Origin of the sequence: Rhodococcus wratislaviensis (assembly GCF_900455735.1) — a bacterium.
Lineage (GTDB): Bacteria > Actinomycetota > Actinomycetes > Mycobacteriales > Mycobacteriaceae > Rhodococcus_F > Rhodococcus_F wratislaviensis.
Genome location: NZ_UAUI01000024.1, coordinates 226149 through 242925, shown reverse-complemented (window position 1 = coordinate 242925; position 16777 = coordinate 226149). Strand labels below are relative to the sequence as shown.

Sequence of the window (16777 nt, the reverse complement as noted above, 5' to 3'; positions counted from 1 at the left end):
GACAATCCCATGACTTCTTCCGCCAGGTCCGTCATCGTCGCCGGAGCCCGGACCCCCGTCGGCCGGCTGACGGGTTCGCTCGCGTCACTGTCCGGTTCCGATCTCGGTGGCATCGCCATCAAGGGCGCCCTCGACAAGGCCGGGGTGGCACCCGAACTGGTGGAGTACGTGATCATGGGGCAGGTCCTCACTGCCGGCGCCGGTCAGATCCCGGCCCGGCAGGCCGCGGTCAACGCGGGCATCCCGATGTCGGTGCCGGCCTTGACCGTCAACAAGGTGTGCCTGTCGGGTCTCGACGCCATCGCGCTCGCCGACCAGCTGATCCGCGCCGGCGAATTCGATGTCGTCGTCGCCGGCGGGCAGGAGTCGATGTCCCAGGCGCCGCACCTGCTCCCGAACTCGCGGAGCGGTTTCAAGTACGGCGACACCACCCTCGTCGACCACCTCGCCTACGACGGCCTGTACGACATCTTCACCGAGCAGGCGATGGGCGCCCTCACCGAGGACCGGAACGCGAACACCGACAAGATCGGTCGCGACGAGCAGGACGCCTTCGCTGCCGCCTCACATCAGCGTGCCGCGGCCGCGTGGAAGAACGGCCTCTTCGACGACGAGGTCGTTCCCGTCACCATCCCGCAGCGCCGGGGCGAGCCGCTCGTCGTCACCGAGGACGAGGGCATCCGCGCCGACACCACGGCGGAGTCGCTGTCGAAGCTGCGGCCCGCGTTCAGCAAGGACGGCACCGTCACCGCGGGTTCCGCGTCGCAGATCTCCGACGGTGCGGCCGCCGTCGTGGTGATGAGCAAGGCCAAGGCCGAGGAGCTGGGACTCGAATGGCTCGCCGAGATCGGCGCCCACGGCGTCGTCGCCGGACCGGACTCGACGCTCCAGCAGCAGCCCGCCAACGCCATCGGCAAGGCGTGCACCCGTGAGGGACTCGACCCCTCGGCGCTCGACCTCGTCGAGATCAACGAGGCCTTCGCCGCCGTCGGCATCGAGTCGACCCGGCAACTCGGAGTCGACCCGTCGAGGGTCAACGTGAACGGCGGCGCCATCGCCATCGGGCACCCGCTCGGCATGTCGGGGGCACGGGTCGTGCTGCACCTCGCGCTCGAGCTGAAACGACGCGGCGGTGGAACCGGCGCCGCCGCACTCTGCGGCGGCGGCGGACAGGGCGACGCCCTGATTCTCCACGTGCCGGGCGAATGATCGCCGCTCGCGCACAGTAGGTTTCGCGTCAGCGAGTCATGATCGGCCCGACGCGAGTGCGGTGACGGCCGGCGCGAACATGGTGGACTTGATCGCACCGAGCGTGCCGGCGTCCTTCCCCGCGAGCGGCGCGATCAGGTCGACGGCGGCATCCAGGACCGCGCCCTCGGGCGCGGTCCCGTCGACCAGCCCACTGGTGTGCGCGTCGGCGCCGCCGTAGCGGCGGCCCGTGGTCATGGCGGTGATTGCGGCCTGTGGTGTCAGCTTCGCCTGGATCAGCGCGGCCATCCCAGGGGTGAACGGGATGTGGATGTCGACCTCGGGGAAGCAGTAGTACCCGCGGTCGGACCGCATCACCCGGTAGTCGTGGGCGATGCCGAGCATGGCGCCGGCGCCGAACGCGTGCCCGTTGACCGCGGCCACCGTTGGCAGGGGGAGCGTCAGAATCCGGCTGAACAGGGCCTGCACGCGCCCGACGTACCAGTCCGCGCGGTCGCCGTTGGCCATCAGCCAGTCCAGGTCGAGCCCGTTGGAGTAGAACTTCCCCGTGGCCGTGGTGACCAGGGCCTGCGCGCCGTGTTCGTGGGCGTCGTCGAGGAGCCGATCGACGGTGTCGAGCCACTCGGGGGAGAAACGATTCTCGTCGTCGCCGAGGTCGAGGACGGCGATCGTGTCCCGGTAGGTCAGGGTGGCGGTCATCGGGAACCTTTCGTGTTTTTGTCGTGACGTTTCCCCGGGGGCGGGGGGTCGAGTGCGAGAACGGCGCGGACCGCCGCCTCCAGGCGTCGGCGCATGGCGTCGTCCGGTTTTCGCCGGGCGTGCAGCAGCAGTCCGGTAGGGAGTCCGACGACGCACGCTTCGATCACTTCGACCGCGCGACCGTCCCTGCGCCCCCACAGCGCGAGCGCCAACCGGACGAACAGTTCGACGAGGACGGAGTCGAGGCGCGACAACTCGGTGGCGACGTCGTCGGGAATTTCCGATCCGAGCAGTTCGTCGCGGCGAACGGTGAGAAGGAGCCGCGACGACTGCGGGAACCGCTCGGCGAAGACGGCCGGGGTGTCGGCGGCAGCGACGACGGCGTCCACGGGACCACGCCCCAGCGCGTCCTCGACCGATTCCTGTTGCAGGTCGAGAAATCGGTGCGCTGCCCGCAACCAGGCGCGCCCGACCAGCCCGCCCCGGGAGCCGAAGGCGTGATAGATGGCGCCGTTGGACATCTCCGTGGCCGCGGCGACCGCACGCAGGGTCACCGCGCTCGGCCCGCCCTCGACGGCCAGCCGTTCGGCGGCATCGAGCGCGTCGTCGAGGTCGTGGACGCGTGGCCTGGGCATATCGCGAACGATAACAGATCGTGCGTTCTATTACTCGTGGGTAGGGATCGGCCGATCGCGCCGTGGGAACCGCCCGATGATTGGCTTGCCGTTGCGCCTCGAGTCACAATGGGTTAGCTTTGTTCGGACATAAACACATTACGTGTTCTGTACATGGAATACGTCGAGGAGATGTTCATGGCCAGCGATCTCACCCGAACTACCGCCCCGTCCCTGCCTGCCGACGCCCCCGGGCGGCACTCGCACAGACTCGGCATCATTGCCGTCGTCGCCACCTTCGGCGGCCTGCTCTTCGGATACGACACCGGAGTCATCAACGGCGCACTCGAACCGCTCAAGGAAGACCTCCAGCTCACCTCGTTCACCGAAGGCCTGGTGGTCAGCATCCTGATCTTCGGTGCCGCGATCGGCGCTCTCATCGGCGGACGAATGTCCGACAGGTTCGGGCGCCGGCACAACATTCTGGTGCTCGCGATCATCTTCATGATCGGGACGCTCGGCTGCGTGCTGTCCCCGACGTGGGAGGTGCTCGCACTGTTCCGCTTCATCCTCGGCCTCGCCGTCGGCGGCGCATCCGCGACCGTGCCCGTGTACCTTTCCGAGATCTCCCCCACCGAACGACGCGGCAGCGTGGTCTCCCGCAACGAAGTCATGATCGTCGTCGGACAGTTCGCCGCATTCGTGATCAACGCCATCATCTTCAACATCTGGGGCGAGAACGAGAACGTCTGGCGCTTCATGCTTCTGGTCGCCGTCATTCCGGCCATCTTCCTGTTCGCCGGAATGCTGCGGATGCCGGAGAGCCCGCGCTGGCTGATGTCGCAGGACCGACACGACGAAGCGCTCGCCGTGCTTCTCCAGGTTCGGTCCCCGGAGCGGGCACGTGCCGAGTTGGAGGAAGTTCGGGCGCTCGCCGAGGAAGAGAAGCTCTCACAGACCGGCGGGGCCGCCGACCTGTCGGTGAAATGGATCCGCCGCCTCATCTTCATCGGCGTCGGCCTCGGAGTGTTCCAGCAGGCCACCGGCATCAACTCGGTGATGTACTACGGCACCCAGCTGCTCGGCGACGCCGGATTCTCCTCCAACGCCGCCATCGTCGCGAACACCCTCAACGGTCTGTTCAGCGTGCTCGGCGTCCTCACCGGCGTCGCCCTGATCAACCGGATCGACCGTCGGAAGATGCTCATCGGCGGCTTCACCCTCACCACCACGTTCCACGTGCTCGTCGGCCTGTCCGCGTTCCTGCTGCCCGACGGCACCCTCAAGGCCTACCTGATCCTGACGTTCGTGGTGCTGTTCGTCTTCTCGATGCAGGCCACGATCGGCCCCCTGGTGTGGCTGATGCTGTCGGAGATCTTCCCGCTGAAGATCCGCAGCTTCGCCATCGGCGTCTGCATCTTCGCACTGTGGATCGCCAACGCGGTTGTCGCGCTGCTCTTCCCGCCCGTCGTGGCCGCACTGGGAATCGGTGCGACGTTCTTCATCTTCGCCGGCCTCGGCGTGCTGGCACTCGTCTTCATCAAAACCCAGGTTCCGGAGACCCGTGGCCGCTCGCTCGAGGAACTCGAAGACCAGTTCCGGCGCGACTACTCGTGACAGTCGCCCGCACCGTGCCCGCAGAAAGGTTGATCCCATGACAGTGCTCGTAGCCGTGACCGACTCCTCCGAAGGATCGCACGCCCTCCTCGCCGGCAAGAAGGAAGCCGCGATGCTGGGCACCGACCTCCTGGTGGTGAACCTCTCCCTCACCGAACCCGAAGAGGTGCACACTCTCGCGGACGACGGCGTGACCGTCCTCGACCGCATCGGCCGTGGAGACCGCGATCCCGCGACCGCCGTGCTCGACCTGCTCGACGAACGACCCGACATCGAACGTCTCGTGATCGGCGTCAAACGCCGCAGCGCGGTCGGCAAGGCCCTGCTCGGCAGCGTGAGCCAGCGCCTCATCCTGCAATCCCCGATCCCGGTTCTCGCGGTCAAAACCCCTCAGTAGGAGACGAGTTGAGCAAGCACGGGAGCCTGCGCCTGGTCGCCGGCATGGTCGGGGGCGGGCAGGGTGCCGACATCGGCAAGACCCACCGCTACGCGATGCGTCTCGACGACCGCTACGTCCTGCAGGCCGGGGTCTTCGGACGAGACGGCGCATCGTCGGCGCGGATCGCGGAGAGCCTCAATGTGCCGGCCGATCGCACGTATCGCGACTACCGGGAGATGGCGGAACGGGAATCCGCCCGCGAGGACGGCGTCGATGTGGTCGCCGTGACCACCCCGAACGACAGCCACTTCGACATCGCGCGCGCGTTCCTGGAGGCGGGCATCTCGGTGGTGTGCGAGAAGCCCCTCACCACCGACTCGGCGTCGGCTGCGGAACTGGTCGCGATCGCCGAGGCGTCCGGTGCGATCCTGGCCGTCCCGCACTGCTATTCGGCCTACGCCATGGTCCGGCACGCGGCCCGGATGGTGCGTGACGGCGACCTCGGGCGGATCCGGTTCGTGGCGGTGGAACACGCGTCCGGGTGGGCGGCGACACCCCTCGAAATCGGCGAACACCGCCAGGCGCGGTGGCGCACCGACCCCGACGTCGCGGGCTTCCCCAGCGTCGTCGGCGATCTCGGTACCCACGCCTTCCACCTGTTGCGGTACGTCACCGGCCTCGAGGCCACCCGGATGTCGGCCGAACTGGACACCCTCGTCCCCGGACGGCGGGTGTTCGACAACGCCACCGTGCGCCTCACCCTGTCCAACGGGGCACCCGCGACGCTGTGGGCGAGCATGGCCGCCACCGGCAACGAGCACGGCCTGCGCATCCGGGTCTTCGGCGACACCGCGAGCGTCGAATGGCGGCACGAGGATCCCCACCACCTGACGGTGCGCGACCTCGACGGCGGCACCACGATCCTCACGCAGGGAATGCGCACGCTGTCCGAGGACGCCACCCGGCTCACGCGCCCCGGTCTGGGGCATCCCGAGGGCTTCCTCGAGGCGTTCGCGAACTTCTACCGCGACCTCGCGGACGAACTCCGCGCCCGCCGCGACGGCGAGCCCACAACCATCCGCGATCTGTCCTTCCCCGCCGGGCGCGACGGCCTGATCGGCGTCCAGTTCGTGGAGGCGACCGCCGCCTCCCACGCCGCCGACTCCGCCTGGGTCGTCCCCGCTTTCGCACACGAAAAGGTCGGTATCTGACATGCAGCGTTTCGCCCTCATCGGAGCCGGATTCATCGGCGGCGTGCACGGTGCCAACCTCGCCGCGCACCCCGACGTCGACCTGGCTCTCGTCTTCGACATCGACCTCGCCCGTGCGACGGACCTCGCCAAGCGGCACGGCAGCCGCGCGACCACCGACCTCGCGGAGGTCTTCGACCCGACGGCAATCGACGCCGTCTTCATTGCGTCGTCCACCGACACCCACGCCGAGCACCTTCGCGCCGCGGCGACGGCGGGAATCCCGGCCCTGTGCGAGAAACCGATCGATCTCGATCTCGCGCACGCCGTCGATATCGTGCGCTTCGCCGAGGCCCGATCGCTGCGGGCGATGGTCGATTTCAACCGCCGCTTCGACCGCGACTACGCCGAACTGCAGCGGGTGGTCGCGTCCGGCGAGATCGGTTCGGTGGAGCTGATCCAGATGACCAGCCGCGGTCCGGCGATGCCGCCGCTCGAGTACATCGCGGTCTCGGGCGGGCAGATGCGCGACCAGACCGTCCACTTCTTCGACCTGGCGCGGTGGATCTCCGGGCTCGACCCCGAGTCCGTCTTCGCGACCGGGTCCACGCTCGCCGAACCCCGCCTCGCCGAGTACGGCGACGTCGACACGTCGGCAGTGACCCTGCGTCTGCCCGGCGGCGCGCTCGTCCAGATCGACTGCACCCGGCGGATCGGCTACGGCTACGACGAACGCATCGAGGTCCTCGGTTCGACCGGCATGGTCGAGGCGCGACGGCAGCGCGCCGGATCCGTCTCCCGGTACAGCGCGGGCCGCGTGGTCGACGACGGCTTGCACGCGGGATGGTTCGAACGGATCAGGGCCAGCTACCGCACCGCGCTCGACCACTTCGTCGACGCGCTGGAGAACGGTGCCGACATCGGCCCGACCCTGTCGGAGGCGCTGAAGGCGCAGGCGATCGCCGAGGCCGCGACGCGCTCACTCACCAGCGGCCGGATGGAACCGATCGAGTACCCGGCCTGAACCCGCTCACAGCGGGTCGCCGAGGACGACGACGTCGGCGCGGGTTCGGCCGGGCGCGACCAGCGCGGTGTTGCGTTCGTCGCTGCGCCGCACCCATTTTCGGGCGTCATCGGGCGACTTGCCGAAGCGGACGTGCCGCTCGACGAGCCGGGCGACGCGCTCGTCGTCGTCCGGGGCGAGGAACCATGCCTCGTCGAGCAGGCCGCGCACCCTCGCCCACGGCTGCTCGTCGAGGAGCAGATAGTTGCCCTCGGTGATCACCAGCGGGACGTCCGGCGGGACGGCGATCGACCCGGCGTAGGACTCCTCGACCTCACGGTGGAACTGCGGGGCGTACACGGTCTCGCCGTCGGGTTCACGCAGCCGGCGCAGCAGCGCCACGTACCCGGCGGCGTCGAACGTGTCCGGCGCGCCCTTGCGCCCGGCCCGGCCGAGGCGGATCAATTCCGCACCCGCCAGATGGAATCCGTCCATCGGCACCACCACCGCGGACGGTCCCAGCGCCGCCAGCACGGCCGCAGCGACGGTGCTCTTGCCCGAGCCGGGCGGTCCGGCGATCCCGAGAATGCGGCGCGTGCCCGGCTCGGTCAGCGCCCGGGCGCGCGCAACGAGTCCCTCGAGTCCACCGTCGTCCATAGGCAGACCGTAGTCCCCGGCACTCCGCGGCGCACACACCCGGCGCCCGATGTCACAGAGGGTCAGTCGAATTGGACCGCTGTGACATCGGGATTGCCCGCTGACTGCGTGGACGGGACCTGCGAGCTGGGTGCGTCCTCCGCCGGGGCGGAACGCCACGTCGTCCCGAGCGCCGCACTGATAAGCCGGTCCTGCACCACGACGAGGATCAAGGTCATGACGCAGCCGTAACCGAAGATGACGAGGAGCCACAGCAGGTTCGGCCCCGGTTCGCCGGGGGCGAGCATCGGGGTCAGCAGCATGACGAGCAACGACTCGATGAGGCCCAGCAGCACCGCCGGGACCACTCCGAAGGGTGTGCGTCCCAGCAGGATCGGGTGCACCGACAGGATCAGGAAGATCACGAGGGCCACGCCGACCCCCATCATCAGTTCGAACGGCACCCCGGGCAGAGCGGCCTTGACCAGCATGAACAACCCGGCCCAGCCGACACCGCACGCGAAACTCAGGAACATCCCCAGGAGGGCCTTCGGAGGCGCCTGGAGGGTGAAGAACAGCATCACCGGAAGGATCAGCATCGCGCTGTACGGGGCGAAGGGGGTGAGGCCCTGGAACGGGATCATCAGAATCGAGATGAGGACGGCACCGAGCACCGCCTGGATCAGGATTCCCTTGGTCTGTGAAGACATGGCGGTCCGCTTCTGTCGATGGTTGGGGATGAAATAGGTCAGACAACAGTGCGTCAGTTCACACAACAGAGTGTCAGTGATGTAGGCAACAACTTATTCACTCGCACGACGCGTTGTCAAGAAACATTTCATAGCGTCCACCGACGCATGATCGCCCAATGTCACAGCCGGTCAATCAGAATGAACCGCGGTGACATTGGGCGATCGATGGGGTGACGTTCGATCGCTGCCGTCAGTGACTCACCCGCGCGAGGTCTGGCCTGTGGCGGTCAGTCGCCTACCGAGATGTTTGGGCGTGCGCAGCACGAGCGATCTGTCTTCGATGATCACGTCGGGGCAATGCTGCTCGATGACCGTTTCCAACTTGCGCACCTCGTCGAGATTTCGGAGCCACATCGCCATGATGATGCTGTAGGGACCGATGGTGGGGGCGAGGAGCCGGACGTCGCTGAGAGTCGACAGTCGGTCGAGTACCTGATCCATCGATCGCGCCGGCGACTTCAGGAAGTACCAGGCGTATGCCGGTCGACCGGAGTGCCGCCGTGCGACTTCCGTGCGAATCACCGCGCGACCCGAGGCGAGCAGGTTGTTCATCGATGCGCGCGTGCTGTCGACGCTCAGGGACAGCCGTGCGGCGATCTCGGTCGCGGGCAGGCGGCCGTCGGTGGCGAGTTCACGAAGGATCTCCGCCTCGTCCTTCGGATGAGCCCGCAGTCGACGAGGTGCCGGGGCGCTGTTGGCGAGTTGTTGCACGGCAGCGGCTTCCGTGGAGTCGAGCGCCCTGAGTCTCCAGCTGCGGGCGTCGGTGTGGATGCCCGTGAGTACGTGGGTGGTCATGTCCGAGATTCCGTCGAGCGATCCCATGCGTTCGAGGAGATAGTCACTCAGCTGCTCATGGTCCTCGAATGCGGTGGTGACGAGCAGGTCGCGGCCGCCGGTCGTCAGGTCGATGGTGATGGCTTCGCGGTCGCGACCGATCTCGTCCGCCACAGCGCGTGTGCGGCCGGGCGGGCATTTCAGCTCGATGAGCGCGAGCACGCGTTCCGCGGTGGCCGGGTAGGCGGTGACCCAGGCCAGCCCCTCGGACTGCAGTCGGGACCACCGGCGGGCAATCGTGACGGCGTCCACTCCGAGGATGGGTGCCAGCGCGGTCCACGGGGCCCGCGGCGCGATTTGGAGCGCATGGATCAGGCGCCGATCCTCCTCCGCCAGCATCGTGTCTCTCGCGTCGGTCATGTCCTGCGAATCCTTCCACCGACGGGCCCTGCCGGTGGGGTGGCCGGGCCTCCGCCCCAGTGGGCATTTCTCCTGCAATATTAGGCGCGTAGATCCTGCATTCTGCGCACACTTCCCATTCTGTGCCGGTATCCGGCGACTCGGACAGCGTGTACTCCCTGATGCGCCATCATTCCCCCAGCTCGTATGCATGAATCCTGCGTGCCGATATCGGCACTACACCTCGTAGGGGCAACAATCATGAAGGTCATTCCTGCGCCGTCGGTCCGTCGGACACCATCGGGTCCGCTTCGGCGGGAAGTGTGGCTACCGGCCGTTCTCGCACTCGTGATCGTGTCGGCGTTCCAGGCCGTCGGCGTCTGGAAGATCAACCTCGGCCCCGCCGCGATCGCCGTGTACCCGATGGTGTGGGCGCTCCTCGCCGGCGGATTCGTCTCGGCACAGCGGCGGTGGCCGCTCACGCCCGGGATGTGGGCCGTCGCCGAGTCACTCATGGCGGTGGGTGTCTCGCTCCTGGTCGCCCGGTTGAGCCTCACGCTCGGCCCCAACATCGACGTCCTGTTCGACGCCGGGCCCGCTCTGCTGTTGCAGGAGGTCGGGCACCTCGTCGGGACCGTCGCGATTGCCCTTCCCCTCGCGGTGGCACTCCGGATGGGGCGCGCGACGGTCGGTGCCACGTTTTCCATCGATCGGGAAGCATCCTTCGCCATCGTGGGCGACCGGTTCGGTGTGAAATCGGACGAATATCGCGGTGTGCTGTCGATGTACGTCTTCGGCACGATGTTCGGCGCCGTCATTGTTGCGTTGATCGCCTCGTTGACCGCGTCATTGGGCATCTTCGACCCCCTGGCGTTGGCGATGGGTGCCGGCGTCGGGTCGGGATCGATGATGGCGGCCGGTGCCGCTGCGATATCCGCGGCTCACCCGGAAGTGGGCGAGCAGGTCCTGGCACTGGCGGCCACCTCGAACCTCATCACCATGATTCTCGGCGTCTACGTGGGTGTCTGGATCGCCCTTCCGCTGGCAGATCGTCTCTACGGGTTGCTCACCCGCTCCTCGTCCCGCCCCGCCGTCGTCTCGGGCGAGCGCACCGAATCATCGCCCGCACCCGCCGACTCGGCCGACACACACGCCGCGCCCTTCGGCCACGACGACGAAAAGATCACCGTTCCGCTCTACCTGAGCCTCCCGATCGTCGCCGCGATCTGCATCGCCGCCGCAACGATCGCCGCAGGGGAGCCGACGATCGGCATCCCCATCGGCTTCGCCCTCATCGTCGGGCTCATGCTGGCCGCGACCGCACTGTCCCGTCTGACCCGCGGCAAGATCACCGCGGTCATCTGGGCCAGCGTGCTCGGCGTATCCGTATCGGGTCGGTGGTTTCCCGGATCGGAGTGGATCGTCCACAACACCGAATCGATCGACTTCATGTCGATGTGCGCGGTGGTGCTGGGATTCGCCGGATTGGCTGTGGGAAAGAATCTTCCCGCGCTCCGGATGATCGGGTGGAAGATCGTTCCCGTCGGATTCGCCGCGATCTTCGCCTCCTTCGTGCTGTCGACCCTCATCGCCGAGTTCGCGCTCGGATTCTGGAGGTGATCCCACGCCGACCCCCGTTCGCGAACGCGACGACACAGCAGAACACCCACGACGACTGGAAGGCCGATCACCGATGACGCGAGTCGACGACAGCACCACCGCATCCGAAACGAACCAGCTCCTGAAGAAATCGGCCGCGCACACCATCACCGAGGAGCGTGGACGAATCATCGCGCTCAGCCGCGACATTCACGCACAGCCCGAGCTCGCCTTCGCCGAACACTTCGCGTGCGAGCGCATCTCCACGGAACTCGAGTCGGCAGGATTCGACGTCACGAGGGGCGCATACGACATCGAGACCTCGTTCGAGGCGGTATACGGCAGCGGCGATTTCCGCGTCGTGTTGTGCGCGGAGTACGACGCGCTGCCGGGGATCGGACATGCCTGCGGCCACAATGTCATCGCCGCCATCTCCGTCGGCGCGGCCCTTGCCCTGAAGCCGATCGCGGACGATCTCGGCGTGCAACTCGTGGTCCTGGGTACCCCCGCCGAGGAGCACGGTGGCGGCAAGATCGCGTTGATGCGTGCGGGAGCGTTCGAATCGGCCGTGATGTCGGCGATGGTCCATCCGTCGAACAGCGACACCCAGGTGCGCACGTCACAGATCGTCATGCAGTGCGTCGACCGCTTCGTCGTGGAGTTCACCGGCCGGGCCGCCCATGCCGCAGCAGCCCCGCACGAGGCCGTCAACGCCGGCGCCGCCGCGACTCTCGCACAGGTCGCCATCGGTCTGCTGCGCCAGCAGTTGCGCGACGGGATCCGCGTCGCATCGATCACCTCCGACGCCGGCACGGTGACGAACATCGTCCCCGGGTACTCGCGCCTCGACATCGAGGTCCGGTCGCAGAACCTGGAGGAGATGATCGACGCCAAACAGCGGGTGCTTGCGTGCCTCGAAGGCGCCGCCATCGCGACGGGCTGCTCCTGGGAGCACGGGCGCACCGAACCCCGATACCTCAGCATCCGCCAAGATCCGCTCCTTGCCCAGGCGTGGGACGCGAACATCGAACTGTCCGGACTTCCCGTGGCGGACAGGCACGACGGGTCGGGCGGTTCGACGGACATGGGCAACGTCTCACGGGTCGTTCCCAGCATTCACCCGATGATCAAACTCGACGGTGCAGCGGGTCCGCCGCACACCGTGGAGTTCGAACGAGCGGCCGGTTCCGACGCGGGCGACGACTGCGCCATCACGGGGGCGACCGCACTCGCATGGACGATCGTCGACGTCGCGTCGGATCCCGGTACGCGCGAACACCTGCTGCGCCGCGCCGCCGAGCGTCCCACGGGCGCCACGATGGTCGACCACGACGACGACGCTCGGGCCGCCGCCCATCTCGCGGAGTAGGGTGTGGTGACCAGCGTCTTCGATCTGTTCTCGATCGGAATCGGTCCGTCGAGCTCGCACACCGTCGGCCCGATGAAGGCAGGCTCGATGTTCGTCGACGAGGTGAAGAACTCCGACCTCGGCACGGTCTCCCGGCTCGAAGTCGACCTGTACGGCTCGCTGGCCGCGACCGGACGTGGGCACGGGACCCTCGGGGCGGTGCTCCTCGGCCTCGAGGGCAATGCGCCCGACACCATCGACCCCGACTACGCACGGTCGCGCGTCGCCGAGATCGATGCCGGATCCCCACTGCGGTTGGGTCCGGACTGCGAATTACGTTTCACCACTGCGGATATCACCCTACACATGCGCGACGCCGGCACTCGGCATCCGAATACCCTGCGGTTCACGGCCCACTCGGACACCCCGCACAGCGACACCGCACAACCCGGCCACACGGCGACGTACTACTCCGTCGGAGGAGGGTTCGTCGAGCGCGACGGAGCGCCCGCGCCGCAAACACCCTCGGTCCCCTGGCCATTCGCCACGGCAGGGGAACTACTCGACATCTGCGTTCGTGAGGGCCTCGCGATCAGCGATGTGATGTGGCAGAACGAGTGCGCGACCCGCTCCCCCGACCACGTGCAGAGATATCTCCTCGAAGTCTGGAACGTGATGAGCGAGTCCATCCGTCACGGCTTCCACACCCGGGGCCGCCTTCCCGGTGGGCTGGGGGTCGAGCGCCGTGCTCCCAGCCTGTACGAGCGGATACGGCTGATCGGCACCGACCACTCGGTGTCGATGGACTGGCTCAACGCGGCGGCGATGGCCGTCAACGAAGAGAATGCCGGCGGCGGGCGCGTCGTCACCGCACCCACCAACGGCGCGGCCGGCGTGATACCGGCAGTGCTCAACTGGGCACTACGGTTCGTCCCCACGGTCGGCGCGGGCGATGAACGCGACGACGCAATCGTCCGTTTCCTGCTCACATCCGGCGCCATCGCATCACTCGTCAAGGGCCGGGCGTCGATCTCGGGCGCCGAGATGGGCTGCCAAGGCGAGGTCGGATCCGCCTGTTCGATGGCTGCCGCCGCCCTCACCGAAATGCTCGGCGGCACACCGGCACAGGTCGAGAACGCCGCCGAGATCGCGATCGAACACAACCTCGGTCTCACCTGCGACCCGGTCGGTGGACTCGTTCAGATTCCCTGCATCGAACGGAACGCGGTCGCCGCCGTGAAAGCGGTCAACGCCGCGAAGATCGCGATGCACGGCGACGGGACGCACCGAGTGACCCTCGACCAGGCCATCGAAACCATGCGGCAGACCGGCGTGGACATGCTGTCGAAGTACAAGGAGACCTCGCTGGGCGGACTGGCTGTCAACGTCACGGAGTGTTAGGTGCGATGTAGTCGCATGATTTCTCGCCGTGACCTCGCGCCTACGGTGCCACGTAGAACGTGCCCACGCTCGGAGTGCCGAACACGTCGTGCAGGTCCGGCAGGTGCGCGGTCACGGTGACGACTACCTGACCGGAGCCGGTCGTGACCGCGTCTCGGTCGGGGTGCCGGTCGGTGATATTCCCGGACGCTCCAGTCGAGAGATTGATCCACTGGAACTCATATCCGTAACCATCCGGGGTCGGATAGATCTGGCCGTGTCCGTGGTGGACGACGGGGTTGTAGAACGCGCCCCCGCGGGTCAACGGCCAGCCGACAATCGTTCCAGGGACTTGGAGGGTCGTCATGCCGTCGAACTGTGGTGGTTCGGCAGACGCCGGGACGGAGCACCCGATCCACGCACTCACCGCAAGCACACCGATCATCGATCTTCGCACTGTTCGCCTCATGTGAACTCCTCCCCTTGTGCTGATTCCCCGGATACGTCCGATTCCGACGACGATTCGTTACGGAACGGGTTCCGGTCGTATCGAGGAGTCAGATCACCGTTCCGACGTCGCGGGCCACCAGGTGGTCCAGGGCGCGTTCGGCGACCGCGGCGATGGTCATCGACGGATTGCAGGCCGCGGTGTTGCCGGGCATCAGTGCGCCGTCGAGGACATACAGTCCGCGCTGGCCGAGCACTCGGCCTTCGAGGTCGCACACCGAGCCCATCGACGCCCCACCGAGCGGATGCCAGGTGGAGGGGAACAGCGCGTTGGTGTCCGTGAGTAGGCTTCCCGGCCCGGCGATCTTCCGCACCATCGGATCGATGCGGCCGTTCTGGATGACGGCGTCGCCTTCCTGGGGCCAGCGCAGTACCGCGTCGTCGGTGGCCGAGTCGTACACGAAACTCCCACGGCCGTCGCTGACTCCGTATCCGACGAGCATGGTGCTGCGTGCGTCGAAAGACAGTGGTGGCATCGACGCCTGGATGACCGTGACGGCGGTGGCGGGGTCGTCCCAGTTCAAACTGCCGTAGACGACCGGGCCACCCTGCGGAGCGCCGAACTCTTCTTCGAGGCTCGTCCAGACATAGATTCGGTCGGCGTTGGTTCCCCACCCGGTTCCGAGTCCGTCCGGCAGATCCGGGATCCGGCCCGTCGCCCCCGCGCGCACAAGCAACTTGGTGGTGCCCAGGCTGCCGGCGGCCATCACCAGGGCATTCGTGGTGAGGATCTTGGTCTCGAGCACGGTGCCGGACGTATCGATCCGGTCGACGTACACCGTCCAGCGGCCGTCCGGGGCGCGTTCGACATCGGTGACCTGGTGCAGGGTTTCCACCGTCACCCGGCCGGTCGCTTCCGCGGCAGCGATGTAGGTGACGTCGACCGAGTGCTTGCCGCCGTTGTTGACCCCGAGGGCGCCGTCGCCGTTGGTGTACGAGGGTTTCATGCGGCCGCGGAGTTCGTCGAGCGCGAAGTTCCAGTCGATCGGCATCGGGATCTTCGACACGGGCAGTCCCGCTCGCTGCACGTTCTGCGCAAACACCCTCGCGGCCTGGTAATTCGGGCTGTCGATCAACTCATCGGGGGCGACGGCGAGCCGCAACATCTGCGCGACCCGCGGGTAGTGAACTCGGTCCATGGTGGCCCAGTCGAGTGCTTCGGGAAGGTGCGTGTTGAAGACGGCCTCAGCCGGTTGCAACGTCATCCCTTGGTAGACCAGGGAACCACCGCCGACGCCTGCCGCGCACAGTGCGGTCATGTTGTCGCCGGGCACCGCCTCGAGCAGACCGGTGTACGGCTCCAGCGCCACTGGCTCACCGAACAGTTGCGGACTGGACCGGTACCAGAGGATGCGCTTGTCCGGGGCGGTCGCGCGAGGGAAGGTCTCCGCGTCCGGCCCTGTGGGCCAGCGCATTCCACGCTCGAGCACCACAACGGGCACCCCGGCTTCCGCGAGCCGAAGCGCCGCGACGCCGCCGCCGAACCCCGACCCGACGACGATGACCCGGTGATCTTCGCGGGTGAGAGGCACGGTCGTGCGGCGACCCGCGAGTCCGGTCCCGGCCTGCGCGATGCGTGGACTCGCCAACGCAACCCCCGCGGCAGCGGCCCCGGCCAGAAAGGAGCGGCGATTGAGTGCAGACACAGGTTTCCCCCAGATCGCAGACGGACTCACTCGGCGAGATGTCGAAAGATCAGCGTGGAGCATTTCTCGTGGGCGAGCTCAAACTAGACACTTGAAGCCAGATGTGTCAAGAAGTAACTGTGACTGCCGTTACGAGCTGGACGGCATCGCCGGCAAGAGCCAGCGGGTGAGAAACCGGCGAAGGTCGTCGTCGGCGTGAACGGCGTCGTCGTCGAAAAGGATGACCGACAGCGCCAGCCGAAGTGCGATCTCCACGATGTCGTCGAGGCTCGACTCCACACCGGGATCGCGCTCGACGAGTGGCGCGAGCAGTTCGCGCGCTACAGGTTTCGCGCGAGACATCATGCCGGTGTCGAAAACAGGGTTGCCCCGTTCCGCCTGGAGCAGGGTAGCCAGGACCGGATGGGCGCGCACCGCCGCCCGGCCCGCGACGATGAGTTCGACGACGTATTCGCACGCTGTGTCGGTGGCGTTCGATCGTGAGTGGATCCCGCCCAGCACCTCGACGGCGAGACCGGCGATCGCCTGCGACACGAGTTCCTCGCGCGACCCGAAGTTGGAGTACACGGTCTGTCGCGTGACGCCGGCGCCATGCGCCGCCGCCGCGATGGTGACACCCTCGAAACCGTCACTCGCGATCAAGTCGAGCGTGGCGTCCAAGATTTTCCTCCGCGACCGCATCCGACCATTATCGATCACGATCCCGATGGGCCCGCAGCTTCGCTATTCGTGCTGCGGATAGGCCCGTTTCAGTTGTGTCTCGTCGGCTCGCCCGCAACCGAATTCGCCGATGACTTGCCAGAGTCGTTCCGTGAATCGAGTTGGGCACATCCCGAAGTTGACGAGGGTCTCCTCCTCCGGGGGACCGCCGAACGGCGCCCAGGTTCGGGCGAAGTCGAGGATGTCGTCGACCTCCTTGCCCGGCCTCGGCTGTCGGGCACGATGTCGTTCGGCTTCTCGACGTCGATCGCGCCACCGACGGTAGCGCCGGACGTCCAGCGGATCGGATTTCGGTGAAGGCACGT

The 16777-nt window shown here is 67.3% G+C and carries 17 protein-coding genes; 8 read left to right on the top strand and 9 right to left on the bottom strand.

The window, feature by feature from the left end; genetic code table 11:
* Positions 1 to 9: 9 nt before the first annotated feature.
* Positions 10 to 1209 carry an acetyl-CoA C-acetyltransferase gene (locus DTA22_RS26865; RefSeq protein ID WP_112301499.1) on the top strand — a complete coding sequence of 400 codons (1200 nt, stop codon included), beginning with the start codon at positions 10 to 12 and terminating at the stop codon, positions 1207 to 1209.
* Between the two features lie 36 nt (positions 1210 to 1245).
* Here DTA22_RS26865 and DTA22_RS26860 read toward each other — a convergent pair whose 3' ends face one another.
* Both DTA22_RS26860 and DTA22_RS26855 read right to left on the bottom strand, forming a co-directional pair.
* Positions 1246 to 1908 (bottom strand): enoyl-CoA hydratase-related protein, encoded by a 663-nt coding sequence (locus DTA22_RS26860; RefSeq protein ID WP_112301498.1) that lies wholly within the window; start codon positions 1906 to 1908, stop codon positions 1246 to 1248.
* Complete coding sequence (locus DTA22_RS26855; protein ID WP_112301497.1) at positions 1905 to 2543, bottom strand: TetR/AcrR family transcriptional regulator; 639 nt, start codon at positions 2541 to 2543, stop codon at positions 1905 to 1907. Before DTA22_RS26855 ends, DTA22_RS26860 begins: the two co-directional genes overlap by 4 nt.
* A 153-nt stretch (positions 2544 to 2696) precedes the next feature.
* Between DTA22_RS26855 and DTA22_RS26850 the strand changes: the two genes are divergently transcribed.
* The 4 genes from DTA22_RS26850 to DTA22_RS26835 are packed head-to-tail and all read left to right on the top strand — an operon-like array spanning position 2697 to position 6732.
* Positions 2697 to 4139: a sugar porter family MFS transporter gene (locus DTA22_RS26850; RefSeq protein ID WP_037236151.1), complete on the top strand. Its 1443-nt coding sequence runs from the start codon at positions 2697 to 2699 to the stop codon at positions 4137 to 4139.
* Positions 4140 to 4176: 37 nt separating this feature from the next.
* Complete coding sequence (locus DTA22_RS26845) at positions 4177 to 4536, top strand: universal stress protein (RefSeq protein ID WP_005237812.1); 360 nt, start codon at positions 4177 to 4179, stop codon at positions 4534 to 4536.
* A gap of 8 nt (positions 4537 to 4544) precedes the next feature.
* Positions 4545 to 5729, top strand: a complete 1185-nt coding sequence (locus DTA22_RS26840; protein ID WP_112301496.1) for a Gfo/Idh/MocA family protein — start codon at positions 4545 to 4547, stop codon at positions 5727 to 5729.
* A gap of 1 nt (position 5730) precedes the next feature.
* Complete coding sequence (locus tag DTA22_RS26835) at positions 5731 to 6732, top strand: Gfo/Idh/MocA family protein (protein ID WP_112301495.1); 1002 nt, start codon at positions 5731 to 5733, stop codon at positions 6730 to 6732.
* Between the two features lie 6 nt (positions 6733 to 6738).
* On the opposite strand, the gene DTA22_RS26830 is transcribed toward DTA22_RS26835, so the two are convergent.
* The 3 genes from DTA22_RS26830 to DTA22_RS26820 all read right to left on the bottom strand — a co-directional run bounded on the left by DTA22_RS26830 (position 6739) and on the right by DTA22_RS26820 (position 9293).
* Positions 6739 to 7368, bottom strand: a complete 630-nt coding sequence (locus DTA22_RS26830) for a nucleoside/nucleotide kinase family protein (RefSeq protein ID WP_112301494.1) — start codon at positions 7366 to 7368, stop codon at positions 6739 to 6741.
* 62 nt (positions 7369 to 7430) lie between these two features.
* Positions 7431 to 8057 carry a hypothetical protein gene (locus DTA22_RS26825; RefSeq protein ID WP_037236136.1) on the bottom strand — a complete coding sequence of 209 codons (627 nt, stop codon included), beginning with the start codon at positions 8055 to 8057 and terminating at the stop codon, positions 7431 to 7433.
* Positions 8058 to 8297: 240 nt separating this feature from the next.
* Positions 8298 to 9293 carry an Lrp/AsnC family transcriptional regulator gene (locus tag DTA22_RS26820; RefSeq protein ID WP_037236133.1) on the bottom strand — a complete coding sequence of 332 codons (996 nt, stop codon included), beginning with the start codon at positions 9291 to 9293 and terminating at the stop codon, positions 8298 to 8300.
* Between the two features lie 240 nt (positions 9294 to 9533).
* Here DTA22_RS26820 and DTA22_RS26815 point away from each other — a divergent pair, with 240 nt between their 5' ends.
* The 3 genes from DTA22_RS26815 to DTA22_RS26805 all read left to right on the top strand — a co-directional run bounded on the left by DTA22_RS26815 (position 9534) and on the right by DTA22_RS26805 (position 13620).
* Positions 9534 to 10892, top strand: a complete 1359-nt coding sequence (locus tag DTA22_RS26815; RefSeq protein ID WP_245973387.1) for a DUF3100 domain-containing protein — start codon at positions 9534 to 9536, stop codon at positions 10890 to 10892.
* A gap of 73 nt (positions 10893 to 10965) precedes the next feature.
* The gene (locus DTA22_RS26810; RefSeq protein ID WP_245973388.1) at positions 10966 to 12240 is read left to right on the top strand and encodes an amidohydrolase; all 1275 of its coding nucleotides are present in this window, start codon (positions 10966 to 10968) and stop codon (positions 12238 to 12240) included.
* 3 nt (positions 12241 to 12243) lie between these two features.
* A complete protein-coding gene (locus DTA22_RS26805) occupies positions 12244 to 13620 on the top strand; it encodes an L-serine ammonia-lyase (protein ID WP_112301491.1) in 1377 nt (458 codons plus the stop codon).
* Between the two features lie 40 nt (positions 13621 to 13660).
* Here the strand turns inward: DTA22_RS26805 and DTA22_RS26800 are convergent, their stop codons facing one another.
* The 4 genes from DTA22_RS26800 to DTA22_RS26785 all read right to left on the bottom strand — a co-directional run bounded on the left by DTA22_RS26800 (position 13661) and on the right by DTA22_RS26785 (position 16775).
* The gene (locus DTA22_RS26800) at positions 13661 to 13966 is read right to left on the bottom strand and encodes a hypothetical protein (RefSeq protein WP_146777802.1); all 306 of its coding nucleotides are present in this window, start codon (positions 13964 to 13966) and stop codon (positions 13661 to 13663) included.
* Between the two features lie 190 nt (positions 13967 to 14156).
* Complete coding sequence (locus tag DTA22_RS26795; protein WP_112301489.1) at positions 14157 to 15752, bottom strand: GMC oxidoreductase; 1596 nt, start codon at positions 15750 to 15752, stop codon at positions 14157 to 14159.
* 129 nt (positions 15753 to 15881) lie between these two features.
* Positions 15882 to 16433, bottom strand: a complete 552-nt coding sequence (locus DTA22_RS26790) for a TetR/AcrR family transcriptional regulator (protein WP_037236120.1) — start codon at positions 16431 to 16433, stop codon at positions 15882 to 15884.
* Between the two features lie 42 nt (positions 16434 to 16475).
* The gene (locus tag DTA22_RS26785; protein ID WP_112301488.1) at positions 16476 to 16775 is read right to left on the bottom strand and encodes a hypothetical protein; all 300 of its coding nucleotides are present in this window, start codon (positions 16773 to 16775) and stop codon (positions 16476 to 16478) included.
* Positions 16776 to 16777: the final 2 nt, after the last annotated feature.